Origin of the sequence: Streptomyces sp. NPDC060184 (genome assembly GCF_042728795.1) — a bacterium.
In the GTDB taxonomy this organism is placed as follows: domain Bacteria; phylum Actinomycetota; class Actinomycetes; order Streptomycetales; family Streptomycetaceae; genus Streptomyces.
The window spans coordinates 41,530-61,396 of sequence record NZ_JBHWYX010000027.1 but is presented as its reverse complement, the minus strand read 5'-3'; the positions used below and the strand labels follow the sequence as shown (position 1 = coordinate 61,396).

Below are 19,867 nucleotides of genomic sequence, written 5' to 3'. Positions count from 1 at the left end.
TGCGGCCCCGAACGGCCTGGTGGTCCGGCAGGGGCGTCACCCCTGTTCCGGGGGCCGCTCAAGATCTGTACGCCGCCCGGCTTTTGCGGTACGTTCGCCACGTCCATCGGGAGTGAAACGTTTCATTCCGCATGATCGTACAGTCGGCAACGTCACGAAGCGAGGCGTAATGACATTGGACCGCTCGTCCGAGAACGACATACAGCCCGCCACCACCACCCAGGCCGCCGCCCGCCCCACCCGCCGCTCCGTGATCGCGGCCGGCGCCGCGGCTGTGGCCCTTTCGGCCGCCGGAGTCTCTCTCGCGGGGGCGGCTCCGGCGTCGGCGTCGGGTGGTACCGCCCCCGGTCGCCCGGTGGCCGGGCCGCCCCGGGGCGGTACCGGCTGGCAGCGCTACGTCCAGGGGCCCGCGTCCCGAACCGTGCGCCCCGTCAGCAGCATCGCTGCGACCGGCGACGTCGTGAGGCCGGACGCGTTGCTCAAGCCCGGCGGGCCCGTCACCGTCCTGCGCCGCTCGCGGCCGGCCCCGGCGCCCCGCTGGCCCGAGGGCACCACGGCGGAGGCCTCCTCCGCGCACGCGGGCAACAGCGGGAGCGACGGGCAGCCCCGCACCTACGACGCGTCGCACGCCGTGGACGGCGACCCGGACACCTTCTGGAACGACGACACCGAAGGTGTCTTCCCCGACACGCTGACCGTGTCGCTTCCCGAGCCGCGCGAGCTGGCGGGCATCACCGTGCTGTCCAACAGGGACGGTGCGCCCACCGACTTCACCGTCGAGGTGTGGAGCGACGGCTCGTGGACTTCGGTCGCCGCGCTTTCTGACAACGATGTCATCCAGCGGGCGGTGCCGTTCACGGCCCCGGTCCGGGCGTCCAAGGTGCGCATCACCGTGACGGCGGTCCAGCAGACCTCGCAGGGCGCGTTCACGCGCATCAACGAGGTCTGGCCCGAGGCAGTCGCGGTGGAGGAATTGCCCAGCGTGACAGTCGACTTCGGCAAGGTCGTCGTCGGCTGTCCTCGCATCCGCTTCAGCTTCGCCTCGGACGATTCGCCCGGCGTCCGGGTGGCCTTCTCCGAGACCAGGCAGTTCCTGACCGAGCGCAGCGACTTCACCCGCTCCGACCAGGCCGGCGGGGCCGGGCACGGCACCGACCAGTTCGCCGTACCCGCCAAGGGCGCCGACTGGCTCGACCACAAGGGCTTCCAGGCCGGCGACAAGGTCTTCGCGGACGGGCTGCACGGCTTCCGTTACCTCAAGATCACGTTGGACGCGCTGGCGTCGGACGCTCCCGCCGCACAGGCGTGGGGCACCGTCGGCATCGACGCGGTGAGCCTGGACTTCACCGCGTACCTGGGCACACCGAGCACGTACCGTGGCTGGTTCCTGTGCTCCGACGACGACCTGAACCGCTACTGGTACGGGGCGTCCTACACCAACGAACTCGTCACCGACACCTTCCGCCGCGACGACGTCGACCCCCGCAACGCGTGGAGTGCCACCCTCGAAGGGAAGCTGGTCCTGCACGACGGTGCGAAGCGTGACCGGGACCCCTACGTCGGCGACCTGGCCGTCTCGGCCCGCACCCTCTATCTGACGCACGACGAAGCCGCAGCCGCCGCGCGCAACGTGCTCGCCGACCTGGCCGACCACCAGCGGACGGACGGCTGGATCCCGCCGGCGTCGATCAGCGACTACACGCTTCCGCTGTTCGACTATCCGCTGTGGTGGGTGACGTGCAGCTGGGACTACGTGCTCTACACCGGCGACCGCGCCTACGCGGCGCGGTACTACCCGAACCTCCTCAAAGTCCTGGACACCTGGTACCCCAGCGTCACCGACGACGCCGGACTGCTCAGCAAGGGTCTCAACAGCACCGGCGGCTACGGTGACTACGCCTTCCTGAACCGCACGGGCAGGATCACGTACTACAACGTCCTCTACGTGCAGGCCCTGAACAACGCAGCCGCCCTGGCCCGTTGGCTGGGACACAGCGCCGACGCGGCCCGGTGGGAGGACCGGGCGGTCCGCGTGGCCGAAGCCGTCAACGCGCACCTGTGGGACGAAGAGGCGGGCGCCTACCTGGATTCCGGTACCGGCGCGGTGCGGCACGCCCAGGACGGCAACGGGATCGCCGTCGTCGCGGGTGTCGCCGACGCCGCCCGGACCGCCTCGGCCCTCGCCCATCTCGACGCCACCACGCGCCGACCGTACGGCAACGCCTTCATGGACAACGACACGATGTTCGACGGCGCGTCGCAGCGCGTGTACGCCTTCACGTCGTACCCGGAAATCGTGGCCAGATTCGAAGCCGGTCGAGCGGACTCCGCGCTCGACCAGATCCGCCGTACCTACGGCTGGATGGACCGCAACGATCCCGGCATCACGAACTGGGAAGGCATCGGCCCGGGCGGATCCCTGTACGAGGACGCGTACACCAGCATGGCGCACGGCTGGTCCACGGGCGTACTGCCCGCGCTCACCCACCAACTTCTCGGCGCCCGTCCCACCTCGCCGGGCTACGCCACGTGGGAGGTCCGTCCCCATCCCGGCGACGTCGCCTGGGCGCAGGGCCAATTGCCGACACCCAGCGGTGCGTTGACGGTTTCCTGGCAGAACTCCGCTGACGGATTCACCGTGACGGTGAAGGTGCCCGCGGGGACACGTGGTTCCCTGGCCCTCCCCGGTGACGCGGGCAGGACGGTGGTCCGCGAGGGACGCAGGGTGCTCTGGGACGGACGCCGCGGGGCGGACCGGTCGGTCCGGCTGGCCGGGGGCCGGGTCACCCTTGCGGACCTGGGCCCGGGAGTCCACACCTTCACGGCCGGCCATCGGTAGTCGCCACGCCGACGCGGGGAGCGGGCCTGACGGAACGTCATAACCGGTTGCCGGCCGACTCGGACCTGGAGGCAGGGGTCCCGACGGGTGGGGTCGGCTGCGGGTGGCCGTATCCGTCGGAGTACGGCCACCCGGGCGGTTCCAGAAGGGAGTGCCGGGGAGGCTTGGTGTTGGCCGGGGCGGCGGCGGAGGGCGTAGACGGATGCAGAGGCCGGGTCGTCGTGGGCGAACTCGAATGGCGGCCCCAACCCGGAGGACGAGGCCCGGCCGACGACCGCCCCGACTCTTTCGTGCCTCGCAGCTCGACGCCCTCGGCAATTCCCGTCGACTCCACGCCCCAGATCCTCAACGCGCCCGTCGCGCTGGTGCGCACAGCCAGGGGAATGGGCCTGCCCTCATGGTGTTCGGCGGCGTCCTCGGCAGACAGCCGCACGCGTGCCGGAGGCCTCACGGGACGGAAGGACACCGAGGGCCTGGTGCCACGCCACCCGTGCGCGCGCCGCGTGGACCAGGGCCGGCAGTCGACCTGTCTCGGCGAAGTTCGGTGAGCCTCCTCGAAGTTTGCCCCACCGGGGACGGAGCGGGTTGTCCTGGCCGAGCGTGAACGTCATGATCGCGGGATGGCGGAAGAGACGGTTGTCGAGAAGAAGGTGATGTCGAAGGCGTTCCATGCTGTCTTCCGGCGCATCGTCCAGCGGGCCCGACCCGTGCCGGTCGGGTCCAGCGACATGACGTTCGAACCGCGGGACGACTCGTTTCACGAGGTGGCCGCCCTGTGAAGCCCCGTCCGGACCGGCAGGCCGAGGCGTGCGCGCCCCGGCCATGTCAATCGCTGTGCCAGTCGTTGTTGCCGTGAATACTGCCACGGCTCAGAAGATTCCCTATTATGGCGAGAGTCTTTTCGTAATTGAGAAGATGGGTGACGGGAAAATCCTCGCGATAGCGATGGTCCTGGCTGAGATCCTGGTGCCTCATTTTCCCTTTCTCGGCAGCCGCAAGGTGCTCGGTTGTGTAGATTGCTCCTTTGCCGTGCATGAGGCGGACCATTTCGGGCCATCCCGCCGCTGCGGATGCATGGACCGCATCCCAGTGGACACCGTGCGATCGGTTCATGTCGGCACCACCGTTGATCAGGATTTCGGCAATACTGGTATGTCCCTGGGCGACAGCCATCATCAAAGGGGTGGCGTCTGCGTCATCGCGTCGTCCTTCGGGGGGCGGCTCCCGCTTCGAGGAGCATGAGAGCCAGCTGCGCATGTCCCCGGGACGCGGCGAACAACAGGGGTAGCGTCTCCCGGTGCTCTCCGATGCGCTGTTCGGGATCAGCCCCGGCATTCAGCAGTTGCTGCACGATGTCGTCGTGGCCTGCCCACATGGCCAGGTCGAGCGCGGTGCGCCGCCCTGTGCCCGTACCGTCCACGGGAACACCTTGCTTGATCAGCCATGCGACATCCTGGCGGTGGCCACGGGATCCAGCGGCTGTCAGCAGATCCTCGTGCGGGTTCATGGAGAGGCTTCTCCTTGCTTATCGTTGGCTGCCGAGGCCTGGGCTGCTTTTCGCCGAGGGTACGCCGCCGCGTACGAGTTCAGCGCCGCCTTCGGGATCCGCACCTCCGCCGGCTCCCCCTCGACCCCCGAGTTCGGCGGCAGCCGCGCCCAGGCGTATCGGCTCCTCGATGTCACCCGCGCTTCGCCGCGATCCACGACGCCGTCGCCGCGCCCGCCCGGGGACGTCTCTCACGCGACACGCCGACCGCGTCGGCACGGCCGCGCTCGACCACGGCCTCTCCCAGCGGACCCTGATTTCCGCCTTCGGCTGTAGGGACACCGTCGCTGCTGATCCCCGCCGACTCGCCGCGCTCGCCCACAGCGGCCTCCAGGCCGCCGACGCCGCCTCGGTGCGAGGGCGGTGACGGGCCTCCAGGCGGTCCCGGCGCACCGCCTCGCAGTGGGTCACGCGGACGGACCGCTCGGCGGCGCCGGCCCCCTGCGGAACGGTGCGGGTATGGCTGGGGCGCAGGATCCGGCGGCGGAGGGCTGAGCCGAGATCAAGCCGCGCCAGGGCATCTGAGCCGGGTGGCAGTCAAGGGGTTCACGCGTCGCCTTGTACGCACTCCGTCGGTCAACATGGCATGCGCATGTAACGAATAGGTCGCGGCGGGGGTACTGCGGGCTGCTCCGTGGAGACGCTCGCAGGTGTCGGCAGGACCTTCTGTCTGTCGACGCCCCGGCAGATTCCGGTGGTGTTCGCCGGGGAACCCCGCGGCGGGCTTCGCCGGACCACACACCACGGAGGTTCTACGTTGCAGACCAGCAGGCGCCGCGGCGCCGTCCGCGCGCTCCTCACGGGAGGCCTGGCTCTCGGCCTCGTGTCCGTCACCACCGCCACGGCTCGGGCGGCCGAACCTGCCACGGCGGCACTTTCGTACGCTGCCGCCCGAGCCGCCGCGGACACGGACTGCTCCGGATCGGTGTCGATCTACGGAGTGCTGGCCGACGGCCGTCTGACCTACTCCCAGATCGATCCCTCGAGCGGTGACCGGCTCAAGACGCTGGTGGGACCCGACCTCGGTTTCGTCCCGAAGACGATGGCGACGCTGAACTTCAACACCGTGTTGGCCACCGACAGTGCGGGCACGCTGTACCGGATCGACGTGAAGACCAACAACCTCTCGCTCGCCCTCGTGGGTTCGCCGGTGCAGATCGGCACCGGCTGGACGCACGACAAGCTCGTGTACGACGGACACGGCCACCTGTACGGGACTGCCGGCGGCATGCTGATCCAGTACCTCGTCTCCCAGCCCAAGCCGACCGGATCCGAACACATCGGCCAGCGCCGCGAGATCGGCACCGGCTTCGTCCTCAAAACGCTCGCCTCCACGGGTGACGACCGGCTCCTTGCGAACACCGCGGACGGGCGGCTCGTCGAGTACCGGATCGACAGTGCGGGCGCCTGGTCGAGCAACCTGCTGGCGTCGGCCAACTGGTCGGGCTTCGAGAAGCTGGTCTCCCCCGGCGGCGGCCTCTACTACGGCGTGACGTCGGCCGGCGGAATGTACTGGTACCAGGACGTGAATCCCGCCGACGGTTCTGGAAGCGACATCGTCTATCACAACGACGACCCGGTCGACACGTCCGGCTGGACCCAGATTCTGCTGTCCGCCGAGGCGGAGACCGTCAGTTGCGTCGGCCACGACTACGCCTACGTGCTGCCCCAGCCCGCGGTGCCCCGCAGCGAGCTGGACGACCCCCACCACGACTACGCGGCCATCGACATCCAGGTTCCGATCGGCACACCGGTGTACGCGGTCACCCGCGGCACGGTCGGCTACATCGACGGGGGCTTCGGCAACGGCATCACCCTGACGAGCGCCGACGGCACCACTTACATCTACGGTCACCTCGACTCGCGGGGTGTCGCCGCAGGGACCACCGTGGCACCCGGTCAGTACCTGGGGGAATCCGGGAACACGGGACAGTCCACCGGGCCACACCTCCACTTCGAGATCCGGATCGGCGGCGTGAAGCACTGTCCGCAGCCGTTGCTTCTCGCTCTGTACGACGGCGTGACACCTCCATCGCCGACCGGCCTCCCCACCAGCGGCTGTTCCTACTGATTGCCTGACGGGCCGAGCCCGGTGCCGTCGGGAGCTCCGTTTCCCCTCCCACGAGCGCGACGCCGTGAGTTCTACCCGCCGCGGTCTTCGAGGTGCGGTACGAAGAGCTCCGCCGCAACCGGCATACGGGCAGGTCCGCGAGCGCTTCGCCTACGTCGAGCAGGAAACCCCCGTCGTCCCGGGCACGATCCGCGACAACCTCGTTCGCCGCCCCACACACCACAGAGACCGGACTTGCCGCAGTCCTCGACACCGTCCTGCTCACCGAGACCTCGCCGAACTTCCCGACGGACCGGACACCTCCCTGATCTCCTCCGCAGTGTCGGGCGGACAACGCCGACGCATCGCGATGGACCGCGCACTGCTGCGCCGCGCCGACGTGCTCCTACTGGACGAAGCGACCTCTCAGGCCGACGGACGTACCGAGGTTGCGGTTCATCAGGCCATCAGCGCCTCGGCCACCAGCGGTCAATGACGGCAAGCAGACGGGCCCCGATCCAAACAGGGACAGTCGGATCATCGAAACGGGCACGCGCGGGGCCCTGCTCTGGGGGTCTCCCGGTTGCGTGTGTGAGGTTGGTGGTGCCGGTCAGCTGACCGGCAACCACCTTGAAGGGCGTTTTTCAGCGCGCCCGGCGCCCGGGGCGTCGCTCGTAGGGGGCGGCCCGGGTCCCGTCGACGCCCACTTCCAGATGGCCGACCCGTTCGATGTCCAGGACGATCGTGTCACCGTGGCTGAGCGGCCCCACGCCTGCCGGTGTGCCGGTCGCGATCACGTCACCAGGGTGGAGGGTCATGACGGATGACGTGTAGGCGATCAGTTCACGGACGCCGAAGATCAGATCCGCGGTATTCGTCCGCTGCCGGGTGTCACCGCTGACGTCGCAGCGCAGGTCGAGGCAGTCGGGGTCCGGTATCTCGTCGGCGGTGACGATCCACGGCCCGATCGGTGTGAACGTGTCGAACGACTTGCGTGTGGAACGGTCTTCGCCGGACCGCACGGTGATGTCCAGCACGCAGGTGTAGCCGAAGACGTGGTCCAGCGCGCCGGCCGCGTCGACGTGGCGGGCGGTACGGCCGATGACGACGCCCAGTTCGCCTTCCTGGTCGGTGCGCTTGTCCGAGTAGGGGAGAAGGACGTCCTGGCCCGGCCCGATGACCGACGAGTTGGCCTTGAGGAAGACGCCCAGGTCCGCGACGGAGGTGGTGTACTCCATCTCGGCCTTGTGGTCCGGATAGTTGACCGGCGCCCCGATGATCTTGCCGGGACGGGGCAGTGGCGCCTCCAGGACTGCCTTGGCCAACGGGACGCGCGTGAGGCCGGAGAGGTCCGGCGGGGCAGCTCCCGCACGGGCCGTGGTCTCGATGTGACGCTGGAGTGCTCCGGCCGGGCCGGGCGTGCCGGTACCGGCGAGTTGCTCGGTCACGTCGACGAGGTCGTCGCCGTCGACGACTCCGAGCCGCCCGTCGTTGAACAGGGCCAGACGCATCTGGGCCTCCTTGCGGATTGCGGGATACGGATACGGGACGTCCGGGTGGGGTGCCGTTCAGGCTCCCGGGTCGGCGTCCTCGGTGCGGTACAGGCCGAGGGAGCGCAGGACGGGCTCGTCGCTGTAGGAGAACAGGACGGCGTCGTGGGAGACGGAGTGGTTGAGGTGCCGGTAGGACGCCCAGCCGGGCACGGCGAAGGTGTCGTTCTCGGACCACTCCAACCGCTCGCCGTCCACGATCGTGGTCCCTTCACCGCGGACCACGGTGAAGACGGTCGAGGCTGTGTGCCGGTGTCCGGCTCCCCGGAAGCCCGGTCGCAGTCGCTGGACGCGGCAGCCGATGGTCGGCATGACGGGGCCGCCCGTCCACGGGTTGGTGTATTCGAGGACGATGCCGTCGACGTCGCTGCCTGCCGCGGTGTCGGAGATCCCCTCCAGGGCGCGTCGGGTCTCCTCCCACGTGTAGCGGGACACGGGGGAGTTGGGGCCGTTCTGGGTGAGCCAGACCGGGTTCAGCCTGCCGTGCAGGAACTGCCTGCTGCCGGCGTCGTCCGGGCGGGTCACGGGCTGGAGGCGCTGCGGGTACTTCTCGTAGAAGCCCGCCTCCAGGGCGTTGACGAGGGGGTAGTCGAGGGCGTCGAGCCAGATCATCGGAGCGTCGCCCTCGTGCGTGTGGTCGTGCCAGTGCCAGCCGGGGGTGAGCAGCAGGTCGCCCGGCGACATGAAGACACGCTCGCCGTCGACCGTCGTCCACGCACCGCTGCCCTCCAGGACGAAACGGAAGGCGTTGGACGTGTGCCGGTGTGCCTGGGCGGTCTCACCGGGCAGGATGATCTGCAGCCCCGCGTACAGGGTGTTGACGGTGGCGGGTGGATCGGTCAGGCCGGGGTTCACCAGCATGAGTACCCTGCGTTCCGCCTCGTCCAGCGAGAGCGTTTCGGAGAAGTGCAGCAGATGCGGTCGCAGTTCCCGCCAGCTCCAGCGGTGGGGCACGGCACGGCTCTTGGGCTGTGCGGGGAAGAGGTTGCCGTAGAAGCGCCACAACGGGGCGGCTCCCAGGCTCTCCAGGGCCTTGTAGGCGTTGTCGTCGGTCGTCACGGTGTCCTCCTTGGCGAGCCGGTTCACAGGGCGCGAGTAGGTGCGGGGGTGGGGGTCCACACCCAGGAGATGTCGTCGAACGCCTCGGGGCCGCGTGACGAGAGGAGCATGTTGCGCAGGGTGGCTCCCATGCCTTCCAGATGGCAGATCTCGCCGAAGCGGCGGGCGTTGGTCTGGACGAGCGCCGCCCGTTCGCGGCGCCGGTCCGCGTACGCGGCGAAGGCTTGAGCGGGGTCCGACCACTGGCCGAGAGCTTTTCCGAGCGTCACCGCGTCCTCCAGTGCCTGGCACGCGCCCTGTGCGAGGTACTGGAGCATGGGGTGGGCGGCGTCGCCGAGGAGGGCGATGCGGCCGTGCACCCAGGTGTCGATCGGGGCGCGGTCGTAGAGGGGCCAGCGCCGGTCGCGTGAGATGAGGGGGAGGGCGTCCCGCACGGCCCGGCAGGCCCCGGCGAAGCGTTCCTCGAGTTCGGCTCCGGTGCCCCTCAGAAGCGGTGATGGTCTGGGCCGGGCCCCGCATGCACCTGGTGCAGTACCCCGTACGCCGCGGCGAGCTCTACAACCAGGTCGCCGTCTTCGAGAGCGACCACTACGCCCCGGCGGCGTGTCGGGACATCGGGCCGGTCATCTTCCCGGTGGGGAGGGCGCCGCGGAAGGCGACGTACCGTGAACAGACCGGTTCTCCGTCGTTCACCAACGACTGGCGCAGGCGGGAGTGGAGTCCGTCGGCCGCGACCACCGCGTCGGCGGTCAGTTCCGCGTGGTTCTCGGCGAAGCTCAGGTGGACGCCGAGGCCGTTCTGTTCCGCCCCGGTGACGGTGTGTCCTGTGCGCAGAGTGACGCCGGGGTGTTCCTGACAGGCGCTCAGCAGCGCGGCGTGCAGGTCGGTCCGGTGGGTGACGAGGTAGGGGTGCGCGAAGCGGTCGGTGTAGGCCGTGCCGCGGAGGTCGAGGGCGGTGACCTCGTGTCCGGTGAGGGCGTCCATCATCACCAGCCGGGGTGGTGCCACGGCGGTGTGCCGTACGGCGCCGAGTACGCCGAGTTCGTCGAGGGCGAGGGAGGCGTTCGGGGCGAGCTGCAGGCCGGCGCCCATCTCGCCGAAGCGGGTGGCTCGTTCGACGAGCGTCACACGGTGGCCCGCGCGAGCCGTCGCCAAAGCGGCTGCCAGTCCGCCGATGCCGCCGCCGACTACGGCGATGTGGAGTGGGGAAGAGGTGACGGGCATCTGGCCTCCGTGAGTGAGCGTGGGTGTTCTGTCGGGCAATGGGTCCGTCGGTGGTGGGTTGCCACAGGGCTCGGAGGGACGGCGGCGCCTCAAGGGTCAGCAGGCCGCAAAGACGCTGTCCACGCGCACGGCGGCGTCGGTCCGGGTGGTGATGTCTTCGACGGTGACGCCTGGGGCGGTCTCGACCAGGGCGAGTCCGTGGGGGGTGACGTCGAGGACCCCGAGGTCGGTGATGATGCGGTGGACGCACCGCTCGCCGGTGAGGGGCAGCGTGCACTTGCCGAGGATCTTGGGAGTGCCGTCCTTGGCGGTGTGCTCCATGAGGACGATGACGCGGCGGGCACCGTGGACGAGGTCCATCGCGCCGCCCATGCCCTTGACCATCTTTCCGGGGATCATCCAGTTGGCGAGGTCGCCGTGTTCGGACACCTGCATGGCGCCCAGGACCGCGGTGTCGATGTGGCCGCCGCGGATCATGCCGAAGGAGAGCGCGGAGTCGAAGAAGGAGGCTCCCGGCAGCACGGTGACGGTCTCCTTGCCGGCGTTGACGAGGTCGGGGTCGACCTCGCTCTCGACGGGGTAGGGGCCGGTGCCGAGGATGCCGTTCTCGGAGTGCAGGACGACGTGGACGGCGGGCGGGAGATGGCCCGGAAGGAGAGTGGGCAGGCCGATGCCGAGGTTGACGTAGGAGCCGTCGGCGAGTTCGCCGGCGGCGCGGGCGGCCATCTGGTCGCGGGTCCAGGCCATCAGGCGCGCACCGTCCTCTTCTCGATCTGCTTGTCGGCGGCCTGCTCGGCGGTGAGGGCCACGATCCGCTGGACGTAGATGCCGGGCAGGTGGATGTCCTCGGGGCCGAGTGCTCCCGGTTCGACAAGTTCCTCGACCTCCGCGACGGTGACGCGGCCGGCCATGGCGGCGAGGGGATTGAAGTTGGCGGCGGCACGGCGGAAGAGCAGGTTGCCGTGGCGATCGCCGCGCCAGGCCCGTACGAGGGCGAAATCGGTGGTGATGCCGTGCTCCAGGACGTGGGCACGGCCCGCGAAGTCGCGGGTCTCCTTGGGCGGGGAGGCCACGGCCACCGTGCCGTCGGCGGCGTACCGCCAGGGCAGGCCGCCGTTCGCGACCTGGGTGCCGACGCCGGCCGGGGTGTAGAAGGCGGGGATGCCCGCCCCGCCCGCGCGCAGCCGTTCCGCGAGGGTGCCCTGCGGGGTGAGTTCGACCTCCAGTTCACCGCCGAGGTACTGACGGGCGAACTCCTTGTTCTCGCCGACGTAGGAGCCGGTGACGCGGGCGATGCGGCCGGCGGAGAGCAGGACGCCCAGACCGCGTCCGTCGACTCCGCAGTTGTTGGAGACGACGTTCAGCCCGGTCGTGCCCCGGTCGTACAGGGCGCGTATCAGGGTTTCGGGTACACCGCTGAGGCCGAAGCCACCGACGGCGATCGAGGCACCGTCGGAGATGTCGGCGACCGCTTCGGCGGCGTCGGCGCGGACCTTGTTCATGGGTGCGTGGTGCCTTTCAGTTGGGGGCCTCGCGCAGTGCGTCGGAGACGGATTTGACGCCGCCGTGCGCGGTCATGCCGCCGTCGACCGGAATCTCCGCACCGGTGATGAACGACGCGTCGTCGGACAGCAGGAACGCCACCAGCGGCGCGACTTCGCCGACGGTGCCCGTGCGCCCCAGGGGCGTCTCGCGGACGTTCGCCTCGCGGAACGCGGGTGCGGCCGAGGCGGTCATGCCGGTCTCGATGTAACCGGGATGGATCGTGTTGACGCGGATACCGCGTGGTCCGAGCTCCAGGGCAGCGGTCTTCGACAGGCCGCGCAGTGCCCACTTGCTGGTCGTGTAGGCGACCGGGTAGTGAGCGGTGAGGGCCGCCGACGAGCCGACGTTGACGATGGAGGAGCCGGGGCGCATGAGCGGCGCCAGGTACTGCGTGCCGAGGAGCGGACCGGTGACGTTGACGGAGTGGACGCGTGCCATGTCCGCCGGGCGTACGTCGCCGAGCCGGGCCCGCCAGGTGATGCCGGCGTTGTTGACCAGGCCGTGCACCTGCCCGTACGACTCCCGCAGTTCGTCGGCGAGTTCGGCCCAGGCCGTTTCGCTGGTGACGTCGAGGCGTCGGCAGCCGGGTGCGCCGGTCACGTCGGTGGGGATGACACGGGCCCCTTCCAGGGTGAGCAGCCGGGCCGCGGCGGCGCCCTGTCCGCCGGCCGCGCCGGTGACGACGACGACCTTTCCGAGCAGCCTCGTGGAGTGCGGGTCGGTCACGGCCGCTCCCGGAGGCGGCGGCGTCCGGTGGGCAGGGGGCTGGGGGCGGCGCCGGCGACGACGGTGTTGGTGAGGACGCCGAGTCCCTCGACGGTGAGCGTGACGGTGTCACCGGGCTTCAGCGGCGGCGGGGACTGTTCGCCGCGACGGCCCCAGAGTTCGGCGAGGCAGCCGCCGTTGCCGCAGGTACCGGAGCCGAGCACGTCGCCCGGGACGACCCGGGTGCCGCGAGAGGCGTAGGCGGTCATCTCCTCGAAGGTCCAGCTCATGCGGGAGAGCAGGTCCTCGCCGACCACCCGGCCGTTGACCTCCGCGGTCATGGCCAGCCGCAGGAAGCCGTCGGCGTCGCGGTGGGGCTCCAGTTCGTCGGCGGTGACGAGGTACGGACCCAGGGTGGTGGCGGTGTCCTTGCCCTTGCAGGGGCCGAGGCCGACCTTCATCTCCGCGCTCTGGAGGTCGCGTGCGGACCAGTCGTTGAAGACGGTGTAGCCGATGATGTGGTCGCGTGCCTGGCCGGGAGTCAGGTCGCGGCCCTCGCGGCCGATGACGGCTCCGACCTCCAGCTCGAAGTCCAGGACGGACGAGCCGGGCGGTACCGGGATGCCTTCGAGGTGACCGTGGATCGCGTGCGGGTTGGTGAAGTAGAAGGTCGGGGCCGCGTACCACTGTTCGGGGACGCCGCCGACGCCTTCCACGGACCGGCGCACCCCCTCCACGTGCTCCTCGAAGGTCACGAAGTCCCGTACGGAAGCGGGCTGGAGCGGGGGAAGCGGATGGACCTGGGAGACGTGCGGGCCGGCCGGCCCGTCGAGGGCCGCCGATCCGGCGGTGAGCAGCGCGGGGAGGCCGGAGGTCTCCTGGATCAGTGCGGTGAGTGAGGTGACCCCGGGCAGGGGGAAGAGGGTTCCGTCCTCTTCCACGACCGCCACCCGGCGGTGCTCCTGATGTTCGTAACTGGCGAAACGCATGGTGCGGCTCCGGCGGAGTGCGGTCGGGCGGGAAAGAAGTGCGCCTCGGGGGCGTGGACCGCGGCCCACGCCCCCGGGCACCCGGACTCGGCGGAAGGGATCAGACCGGGGGTGCGATGAAGACGCCGCGGTCGGGGTCGTTGAAGGACTCCTTGGCGACGATCTCGTTCATGGCGTTGGCGGTGCCCCACTGGTCGGTGACCTCGGGCCGGGAGAAGTCGTACACGTGCGGGTGCCAGGTGTCCTCGTCCAGACACTCCAACTCGGTCGTGTACTCGACGGTGTTGCCGTGCGGGTCGAGGAAGTAGGTGAAGGTGTTGTCGCCGGCCATGTGCCGTCCGGGGCCCCAGACCTTCTTGAATCCGGCCCGCATGACACGGCCGGAGCCGCGCATGTACTCGTCGATGCCGCGCATCTCGAAGGAGACGTGGTGCAGGGCGGTGTGCGGGCCCTGGGCGATGGCCATGGAGTGGTGCTGGTTGCTGATCCGCATGAAGTGCATGACCTCGCCCATGTGCGGGGAGCTGAGGGTGTCGGAGAGGGCGAAGCCGAGGTGGCGCTCGTACCACGCGCGGGTGCGGTTCAGATCCGGCGAGTTGAGCACGACGTGCGAGAGCTTGACCGGGATGGCCTCCTTCTCCTCGATCTTCCGGTGGCGCCGCACCTCGACGTCGGCGGACACCTCGATGGTGCGGCCGTCGACGTCGAAGAAGCGGAAGCCGTATCCGCCGCCGGGTGTGTCGACCCTGCCCGGACGGGAGATCAACCGCACGCCTCCGGCAAGGAGCCGTTCCGCGAGGGTGTCCACGTCGGCCGCGGACGCGGCGCCGTAGGAGACGAGGTCGAGTCGCTTCTCGTCGGCCTTGCGCAGCCGCACGACGTACTGCTCGGGGGAGCCCTCGGCGGCGAGGAAGGAGATGCCGGAATCCTCGGCGACCTTGGTCAGTCCCCAGACGCCCGCGTAGAAGTCGAGCTGCTTGTCGTAGTCGGGCACGGCGAGGTCGACGTGCCTCAGGTGGGTGAGCAGGCGCATGGTGTCAGTCCGTCCGGAGGAGGGAGGCCGCGTTGCGGCCTCGGATCGCGTGGAAGTCGGCCTCGGACAGGGCGGCGCCGCGCAGGGCGCCCACCGGGTCCTCGGATCCCATGTCGAAGGGGAAGTCCGAACCGAGCAGCACCCGGTCGGCCCCGGCGACACGGACCAGTTCCCGCAGTACACGGGTGTCGTGGACGAGGGAGTCGAAGTACAGCCGCTTCAGATAGCTGCTGGGCGGGTGGGCGCAGCCGGCTCCCGCGTCGGACCGGGCGGACCAGGCGTGGTCGGAGCGGCCGATGTGGGTGGGCAGGTAGCCGCCGCCGTGGGCCGCGAGCAGTTTGAGCCCGGGGTGCCGGTCGAGTACCCCGGAGAAGATCAGGTGCGAGAGCGCGACGGCGTTCTCGGTGGGCTGACCGACCGTGTTGGAGAGGTACCACTGGTCGAGGCGCTCGTCGAGGGTGCAGCCGAAGGGGTGCAGGAAGAGGATCGCGCCCGTCTCCTCGGCCCGGGTCCAGAAGGGTTCGTAGGCCGGGTCGGAGAGTTCGCGGCCGGGCGCGTGGCTGGAGATCTCGACGCCGAGCAGGCCCTGCGCGAGAGCGTGGTCGAGGGCGTCGACGGTGCGCTCCGGGTGCTGGAGCGGTACGAGGCCCAGACCGCGCAACCGGTCCGGCGCGGCCGAACAGTGTTTCGCAGTGGCCTCGTTGGCCAGCCGGTACACCTCCTCGGCCGTCTCCTCGTCCGCCCAGTAGTGGTAGTGGGAGGGGGAGGGACTGACCAGCTGGACGTCGACACCCTGCGCGTCCATCGCTGCCAGCCGTACGGTGACGTCGGTCAGGCGGGTCAAGCGCTCGCGAATCATGGGACCGCTGACGGCGAGGGCCGCGGGGCCGTTGCGGCGGGCGTCCAGCGCTCGTGCCCCGGCCAGCCCCGGCCGCCCCTCCACCAGCGCCTCGATCTCCGGCAGCAGGACGTGGGCGTGTACGTCGACCGTGGGGGCGGCCCGCTGAACCTGCGGGGCGGTCACGGCAGCTCCCGGAGCATGGTCATGGTGCGGGCCATCAGACCGGGCACGTCGGCGTCGTGCACACCGTCGAGCTGCCACTGCCCGATACGGACGGATGCCTCGACGACCGGGCGGACACGGACGATCCGCCGCTCGTAGTACGCCTGGAACAACGCGTCGTCCCAGTCGTCGGCTCCGGTCAGCATCTGGGCGAGCACCCACGCGTCCTCCAGCGAGAGGGCGGCGCCTTGGGCGAGGGTGGGCGGGCAGCAGTGCGCGGCGTCGCCGACCAGGACGACCCGGCCCCGGTGCCAGGACCCCTCGACCAGCATGCGGTCGAACCAGGTGTAGTTGACCTTCGCCGGATCGGTGACGTGCTCGGTGATCTCCGGCCAGAACCCGCCGTAGTGCCGGGTCAGGCGGCGCATCTCGTCCGCGTACGACTCGGGCGGTATCCCGGCGCGGTCGCGGTTGGCCTCCACCACGTACGCGTACAGCGTCGTGTCGCTGGTGGGGCAGTAGCCGGCGATGTAGGCCGGCCCGCCGTAGGCGAGGTCGGTACGGGTGACGCCGGCCGGGCGCGGGGCGGCGACGCGCCAGATGGCCATCCCGGTGGGCTCCGGCCGGGCGGGGACGCCGATGGCCGCGCGGGTGGCCGAACCGAGGCCGTCGGCGGCGATCACCAGGTCGTAGCGGTGCTCGGAGCCGTCGGAGAGCCGTACCGAGACGCCGCGTGCGTCCTGGTCCAGGATCTCGGCCGTGATGCCGAGCCGCACGGTCGCGCCACTGGCGCGCACCGCGTCGATGAGGATCCGCTGCAGCCGGGGGCGCTGCATGCCCACGGTCGCGGGCAGGTCGTCGCCGCCGGTGCGCAGGTCGTCCTGGATGTGCAGGACCGTGCCGTCGGGTGCGGTGATGCCGACCGAGCCGAAGCCGAAACCGGACGCCTCCACCTGCTTCCAGACGCCCAGTTCGCGCAGGACGCGCAGGGCGTTGCCCTGGAGGGTGATGCCGGAGCCGGCGGTCGCGTTCCAGTCGGCCCTGGCCTCGACGAGGTCCACGGCGTACCCGGCGCGGCGCAGCAGGATCGTCACGGCGTTGCCGGCCGCGCCGCCGCCGATCACGAGGACCGTGCGGGATGGGGTCATGGGGAACTCCTTCGTTCCTCGGTGCTACTTGACGGCGATCGGGTTGACCGGCGAGCCGACCGCGCCGGTGATGGGCAGGGGGGCCGCGGTGAGCCAGAAGGCGTAGGCGCCGTCGGTCGCGCAGTCCTCGGCGAGTGCGTCGAGGTCCCACATCTCGCCGATGAGCAGGCCGATGTTCGGGATGGCGACCTGGTGCAGCGGCTGGAAGGCATGCTCGAACTCGTTCGGACGGACCTCGAAGCCCCAGGTGTCGGTGGCGATCGCGGCGATCTCGGTGTGGTGCAGCCAGCCGGCCGTGGTGAACGACAGGCCGGGCGCGGGCCCTCCGGCGTAATCGCCCCAGCCGTCGCGGCGTACCCGGCTCAGCTGCCCGGTGCGTACCAGCACGATGTCGCCGCGTCCCACGGCCACGCCGTGCGCCCGGGCCGTCGCCGCCAGGTGCTCCTCGGTGATCGCGAATCCGTCGGGCAGCTCACCGTCCTCGCCGACGACCCGGCCGACATCGAGGAGCACCCCGCGCCCGGCGACGTAGGGGGCCATGTGCTCGATGCCGGTGACCAGGTCACCGTCGGAGGTGACGACCTGCTCGGCCGGGCGTCCGTTCCACGCCTTGCCGTGGTCGAAGATGTGCCCGAGTCCGTCCCACTGCGTGGAGCACTGCAGCGGCATCGCGATCACGTCGTCGGCGCCGCCGATTCCGTGCGGCAGGCCCTGGTTGCCGAGGGCCGCGTCGGTGCCGGTGTCCAGCATGGTGTGGACCGGGTTGGTGCGCCGACGCCAGCCCCTCTGCGGGCCGTCGATGTCGAAGCGCTGGGAGAGGGAGAAGCTGACGCCCCGTCTGACCAGGGCTGCGCCCTCGCGGCGCTTCGCTTCGTCGAGGAAGTTGAGGGTGCCCAGTACGTCGTCCTCGCCCCAGCGGTTCCAGTTGGAGCACGCTTTCGCGGCCCGCGCGATCGAGCCCTCGGGGTCGGTGCGGTCGGGGGTCACCGGGCCTCCTCCGCCACACAACGGGTGCGCTGGGCACCCAGTCCGGTGATGGAGCCGTCCATGACGTCGCCGTCGCGCAGCAGTCGGCCCCAGTGCATGCCGTTGCCGGCGGGGGAGCCGGTGAGCACCAGGTCGCCCGGCAGGAGGCGGGCCGACTGGGAGGCGTAGGACACCATCCGCGCGACGTCGAAGATCATGTCCTTGGTCGACTCGTCCTGCATGGCCTCGCCGTTGAGCTTCAGCACCACGCGCAGGTCGTCGGTGTCGGCGACCGAGGCGGCGGGGACGATCCAGGGGCCGAGCGGGGTGAAGCCGGGGGCGTTCTTGCTGCGCAGCCAGTCCGTGCCGATCTGCGGCATGTCCCGGCGGAATACGGTCGCCCGGTCGGTCAGGTCGTTGGCGATGGTGTACCCGGCAACGTGGTCCAGGGCCTCCTCCACGGACACCCGGTAGGCGGGGCGGCCGATCACCGCGGTCAGCTCCAGCTCCCAGTCGGGCTTCTCGGCCCAGGACGGCAGCACGACGTCGTCGTACGGTCCGGTGATCGCGCTCGGCAGACCGATGAAGACGTACGGCAGGTCATCGGCCGCCCGCCGGTCCATGATCTTCGCCGCCTCGGCGCGCCGTTCCGCCTCCGGCCGCTCGTCGCCCGGCGCCCGATGGGCGACGTGCAGATCGATGACGTGCCGGCGGTAGTTGGCCCCGGACTGGAAGACCTGGCGCGGCTCGACCGGTGCGTGTACCCGGAATTCCGCCAGCGCCCGGCGGTGCGGACCGTCGTCGGAGGCCAGCGCGGCGAGCTGCGGCTCCACCGCGTCCCAGTCCTCCAGGACGGCCCGTACGGTCAACTCGGCTTTACCCAGGGCGGACCGCAGGTCGATCGCCTGCGCGTCGGGTGTGACGAGAGCGGGGAAGGGTGCCCCCTCGGGGGCGGAGAGTGTGGCCAGGGCGAAGGGCCCGGCGAAGAGGGCGGACGAGGCTTCAGGTTTCACGAACATGTCCTCCTGATTGCGGTGGCACTAATCTGGACCCGCCACCAGTGATCACGGAAATCGATTCTGTGGATGGTCGGCATCCGCATGACAAATTGCCGCAGGTCGTCGCCGGACAGCGAGGAAATACGCCATGAATCTCAGTCGCCTCGACCTCAATCTCGTCGTCGCCCTGCGTGCCCTGCTGGAGGAGCGCAACGTCACCCGGGCCGGGGAGCGCGTCGGCCTCAGCCAGCCCGCCATGAGCGCCGCGCTCGCACGCCTGCGCCGGCACTTCGACGACGACCTGCTGGCCCGCGTCGGCGGCCACTATGAACTCACCGCCCTCGGCCAGGTCCTTCTCGACCGGGCGTCCACCGCCTACGACCTGCTGGAACGCCTCTTCGCGAGTCAGGCGCACTTCGATCCGGTCAAGGAGAACCGCGAGTTCAAGCTGGTGGCGTCCGACTACGCGGTGGCCGTCTTCGGCGCCGAGCTCGCCCGGGTCGTGCACCAGGAGGCCCCCGGTATCCGGCTGCGCTTCGCGCAGACGCCGACCACCGTGGTGGACGCCACCGAGACCCTGCTGAGCACCACTGACGGCCTGCTCATGCCGCACGGTGTGATCAGCGACTTCCCGGCCACCGATCTCTATCAGGACCGCTGGGTGTTCCTCGTCGCCGATGACCACCCGAGCGTCGACGACCGGCTGACCCGGGAGGACCTGGCCCGGCTGCCGTGGGTCACCTACCAGCGCACCTACGACGCCCCGGCCGTCCGCCAACTGGGCATGCTGGGGGTCGAACCCCGCGTCGAGGTGTCCGTCGACAGCTTCCAGACCATCCCGCTGCTGGTCGGCGGAACCCGGCGCATCGCCCTGATCCAGGCCCGCCTCGCCCGGCTCCTCGCACCGCTGGCCGCCGTACGCGTGGTCGAACCGCCGTACGAGGCCGTCCCCCTCAGGGAGGCGATGTGGTGGCACCCCGTGCACACCCACGACGCGGCCCACATCTGGCTGCGGGAGACGGCCGCCCGGGTCGGCAGCCGGATGGTCGAGGAGGCGCGGGCGTGAGCAGGGCGCGGATCGGGTCCGGTTCGCTGCTCGCGCGGAGTCGGCCATCCGCCGAATGGATGGAAGGCATCCGATACATGAATCGTGCCACCGGTGGGCAGCGGGGCGTCCCAGAGGCATCATCGATCCAGGTCGTGCGCAACCGC

20 protein-coding genes are annotated in these 19,867 nt (G+C 70.4%); 5 read left to right on the top strand and 15 right to left on the bottom strand.

Features of this window, described 5'->3' with window-relative positions; all coding sequences use genetic code 11:
- The first annotated feature begins 169 nt into the window (after positions 1-169).
- Positions 170-2,839 (top strand): alpha-L-rhamnosidase C-terminal domain-containing protein, encoded by a 2,670-nt coding sequence (locus tag ACFWEE_RS19330; protein WP_386890565.1) that lies wholly within the window; start codon positions 170-172, stop codon positions 2,837-2,839.
- A 620-nt stretch (positions 2,840-3,459) separates the two neighbouring features.
- On the top strand, positions 3,460-3,618 hold the full coding sequence (locus ACFWEE_RS19325) for a hypothetical protein (RefSeq protein WP_386890605.1): 159 nt from the start codon (positions 3,460-3,462) through the stop codon (positions 3,616-3,618).
- Positions 3,619-3,664: 46 nt separating this feature from the next.
- Here ACFWEE_RS19325 and ACFWEE_RS19320 read toward each other — a convergent pair whose 3' ends face one another.
- Both ACFWEE_RS19320 and ACFWEE_RS19315 read right to left on the bottom strand, forming a co-directional pair.
- Entirely contained in the window at positions 3,665-4,096 is a 432-nt protein-coding gene (locus ACFWEE_RS19320) for an ankyrin repeat domain-containing protein (RefSeq protein WP_386890563.1), read from the bottom strand.
- On the bottom strand, positions 4,035-4,346 hold the full coding sequence (locus ACFWEE_RS19315) for an ankyrin repeat domain-containing protein (protein ID WP_386890561.1): 312 nt from the start codon (positions 4,344-4,346) through the stop codon (positions 4,035-4,037). The genes ACFWEE_RS19320 and ACFWEE_RS19315 overlap by 62 nt, the downstream gene beginning before the upstream one ends.
- Positions 4,347-5,142: 796 nt before the next feature.
- Between ACFWEE_RS19315 and ACFWEE_RS19310 the strand changes: the two genes are divergently transcribed.
- Together ACFWEE_RS19310 and ACFWEE_RS19305 are read left to right on the top strand one after the other, a co-directional pair.
- Positions 5,143-6,456, top strand: a complete 1,314-nt coding sequence (locus ACFWEE_RS19310; protein ID WP_386890560.1) for a peptidoglycan DD-metalloendopeptidase family protein — start codon at positions 5,143-5,145, stop codon at positions 6,454-6,456.
- Between the two features lie 64 nt (positions 6,457-6,520).
- A complete protein-coding gene (locus ACFWEE_RS19305; RefSeq protein ID WP_386890558.1) occupies positions 6,521-6,931 on the top strand; it encodes an ATP-binding cassette domain-containing protein in 411 nt (136 codons plus the stop codon).
- Between the two features lie 148 nt (positions 6,932-7,079).
- Here ACFWEE_RS19305 and ACFWEE_RS19300 read toward each other — a convergent pair whose 3' ends face one another.
- The 13 genes from ACFWEE_RS19300 to ACFWEE_RS19240 form a co-directional block, all read right to left on the bottom strand.
- Positions 7,080-7,946, bottom strand: coding sequence for a fumarylacetoacetate hydrolase family protein (locus tag ACFWEE_RS19300; RefSeq protein ID WP_386890556.1), 867 nt, complete (start codon positions 7,944-7,946; stop codon positions 7,080-7,082).
- A 57-nt stretch (positions 7,947-8,003) separates the two neighbouring features.
- The gene (locus tag ACFWEE_RS19295) at positions 8,004-9,044 is read right to left on the bottom strand and encodes a cupin domain-containing protein (RefSeq protein WP_386890555.1); all 1,041 of its coding nucleotides are present in this window, start codon (positions 9,042-9,044) and stop codon (positions 8,004-8,006) included.
- A 23-nt stretch (positions 9,045-9,067) separates the two neighbouring features.
- The gene (locus ACFWEE_RS19290; RefSeq protein ID WP_386890554.1) at positions 9,068-9,478 is read right to left on the bottom strand and encodes an FAD-dependent monooxygenase; all 411 of its coding nucleotides are present in this window, start codon (positions 9,476-9,478) and stop codon (positions 9,068-9,070) included.
- Between the two features lie 154 nt (positions 9,479-9,632).
- Positions 9,633-10,268: an FAD-dependent monooxygenase gene (locus ACFWEE_RS19285; protein WP_386890553.1), complete on the bottom strand. Its 636-nt coding sequence runs from the start codon at positions 10,266-10,268 to the stop codon at positions 9,633-9,635.
- 96 nt (positions 10,269-10,364) lie between these two features.
- Positions 10,365-11,015: a CoA transferase subunit B gene (locus ACFWEE_RS19280; protein ID WP_386890552.1), complete on the bottom strand. Its 651-nt coding sequence runs from the start codon at positions 11,013-11,015 to the stop codon at positions 10,365-10,367.
- Entirely contained in the window at positions 11,015-11,770 is a 756-nt protein-coding gene (locus tag ACFWEE_RS19275) for a CoA transferase subunit A (RefSeq protein ID WP_386890551.1), read from the bottom strand. Before ACFWEE_RS19275 ends, ACFWEE_RS19280 begins: the two co-directional genes overlap by 1 nt.
- A gap of 16 nt (positions 11,771-11,786) precedes the next feature.
- Entirely contained in the window at positions 11,787-12,539 is a 753-nt protein-coding gene (locus ACFWEE_RS19270) for an SDR family NAD(P)-dependent oxidoreductase (RefSeq protein ID WP_386890550.1), read from the bottom strand.
- Positions 12,536-13,507 (bottom strand): fumarylacetoacetate hydrolase family protein, encoded by a 972-nt coding sequence (locus tag ACFWEE_RS19265; protein WP_386890549.1) that lies wholly within the window; start codon positions 13,505-13,507, stop codon positions 12,536-12,538. The genes ACFWEE_RS19270 and ACFWEE_RS19265 overlap by 4 nt, the downstream gene beginning before the upstream one ends.
- A gap of 100 nt (positions 13,508-13,607) precedes the next feature.
- On the bottom strand, positions 13,608-14,540 hold the full coding sequence (locus tag ACFWEE_RS19260) for a VOC family protein (protein WP_386890548.1): 933 nt from the start codon (positions 14,538-14,540) through the stop codon (positions 13,608-13,610).
- A gap of 4 nt (positions 14,541-14,544) precedes the next feature.
- Positions 14,545-15,564, bottom strand: coding sequence for an amidohydrolase family protein (locus tag ACFWEE_RS19255; RefSeq protein WP_386890547.1), 1,020 nt, complete (start codon positions 15,562-15,564; stop codon positions 14,545-14,547).
- On the bottom strand, positions 15,561-16,691 hold the full coding sequence (locus ACFWEE_RS19250) for an FAD-dependent oxidoreductase (RefSeq protein ID WP_386890546.1): 1,131 nt from the start codon (positions 16,689-16,691) through the stop codon (positions 15,561-15,563). Before ACFWEE_RS19250 ends, ACFWEE_RS19255 begins: the two co-directional genes overlap by 4 nt.
- 24 nt (positions 16,692-16,715) lie before the next feature.
- Entirely contained in the window at positions 16,716-17,678 is a 963-nt protein-coding gene (locus tag ACFWEE_RS19245; protein WP_386890545.1) for a cyclase family protein, read from the bottom strand.
- On the bottom strand, positions 17,675-18,676 hold the full coding sequence (locus tag ACFWEE_RS19240; protein WP_386890544.1) for a fumarylacetoacetate hydrolase family protein: 1,002 nt from the start codon (positions 18,674-18,676) through the stop codon (positions 17,675-17,677). Before ACFWEE_RS19240 ends, ACFWEE_RS19245 begins: the two co-directional genes overlap by 4 nt.
- A 127-nt stretch (positions 18,677-18,803) precedes the next feature.
- Between ACFWEE_RS19240 and ACFWEE_RS19235 the strand changes: the two genes are divergently transcribed.
- Complete coding sequence (locus ACFWEE_RS19235; RefSeq protein WP_386890543.1) at positions 18,804-19,721, top strand: LysR family transcriptional regulator; 918 nt, start codon at positions 18,804-18,806, stop codon at positions 19,719-19,721.
- Positions 19,722-19,867 lie beyond the last annotated feature (146 nt).

What these genes read in the sequence shown, in the direction of transcription:
- ACFWEE_RS19330 (WP_386890565.1), top strand. Translation starts at nt 170, where the DNA reads ATGACATTGGACCGCTCGTCCGAGAACGACATACAGCCCGCCACCACC.
- ACFWEE_RS19325 (WP_386890605.1), top strand. Translation starts at nt 3,460, where the DNA reads ATGGCGGAAGAGACGGTTGTCGAGAAGAAGGTGATGTCGAAGGCGTTC.
- ACFWEE_RS19320 (WP_386890563.1), bottom strand. Translation starts at nt 4,096, where the DNA reads ATGCGCAGCTGGCTCTCATGCTCCTCGAAGCGGGAGCCGCCCCCCGAA.
- ACFWEE_RS19315 (WP_386890561.1), bottom strand. Translation starts at nt 4,346, where the DNA reads ATGAACCCGCACGAGGATCTGCTGACAGCCGCTGGATCCCGTGGCCAC.
- ACFWEE_RS19300 (WP_386890556.1), bottom strand. Translation starts at nt 7,946, where the DNA reads ATGCGTCTGGCCCTGTTCAACGACGGGCGGCTCGGAGTCGTCGACGGC.
- ACFWEE_RS19285 (WP_386890553.1), bottom strand. Translation starts at nt 10,268, where the DNA reads ATGCCCGTCACCTCTTCCCCACTCCACATCGCCGTAGTCGGCGGCGGC.
- ACFWEE_RS19280 (WP_386890552.1), bottom strand. Translation starts at nt 11,015, where the DNA reads ATGGCCTGGACCCGCGACCAGATGGCCGCCCGCGCCGCCGGCGAACTC.
- ACFWEE_RS19275 (WP_386890551.1), bottom strand. Translation starts at nt 11,770, where the DNA reads ATGAACAAGGTCCGCGCCGACGCCGCCGAAGCGGTCGCCGACATCTCC.
- ACFWEE_RS19265 (WP_386890549.1), bottom strand. Translation starts at nt 13,507, where the DNA reads ATGCGTTTCGCCAGTTACGAACATCAGGAGCACCGCCGGGTGGCGGTC.
- ACFWEE_RS19260 (WP_386890548.1), bottom strand. Translation starts at nt 14,540, where the DNA reads ATGCGCCTGCTCACCCACCTGAGGCACGTCGACCTCGCCGTGCCCGAC.
- ACFWEE_RS19250 (WP_386890546.1), bottom strand. Translation starts at nt 16,691, where the DNA reads ATGACCCCATCCCGCACGGTCCTCGTGATCGGCGGCGGCGCGGCCGGC.
- ACFWEE_RS19240 (WP_386890544.1), bottom strand. Translation starts at nt 18,676, where the DNA reads ATGTTCGTGAAACCTGAAGCCTCGTCCGCCCTCTTCGCCGGGCCCTTC.
- ACFWEE_RS19235 (WP_386890543.1), top strand. Translation starts at nt 18,804, where the DNA reads ATGAATCTCAGTCGCCTCGACCTCAATCTCGTCGTCGCCCTGCGTGCC.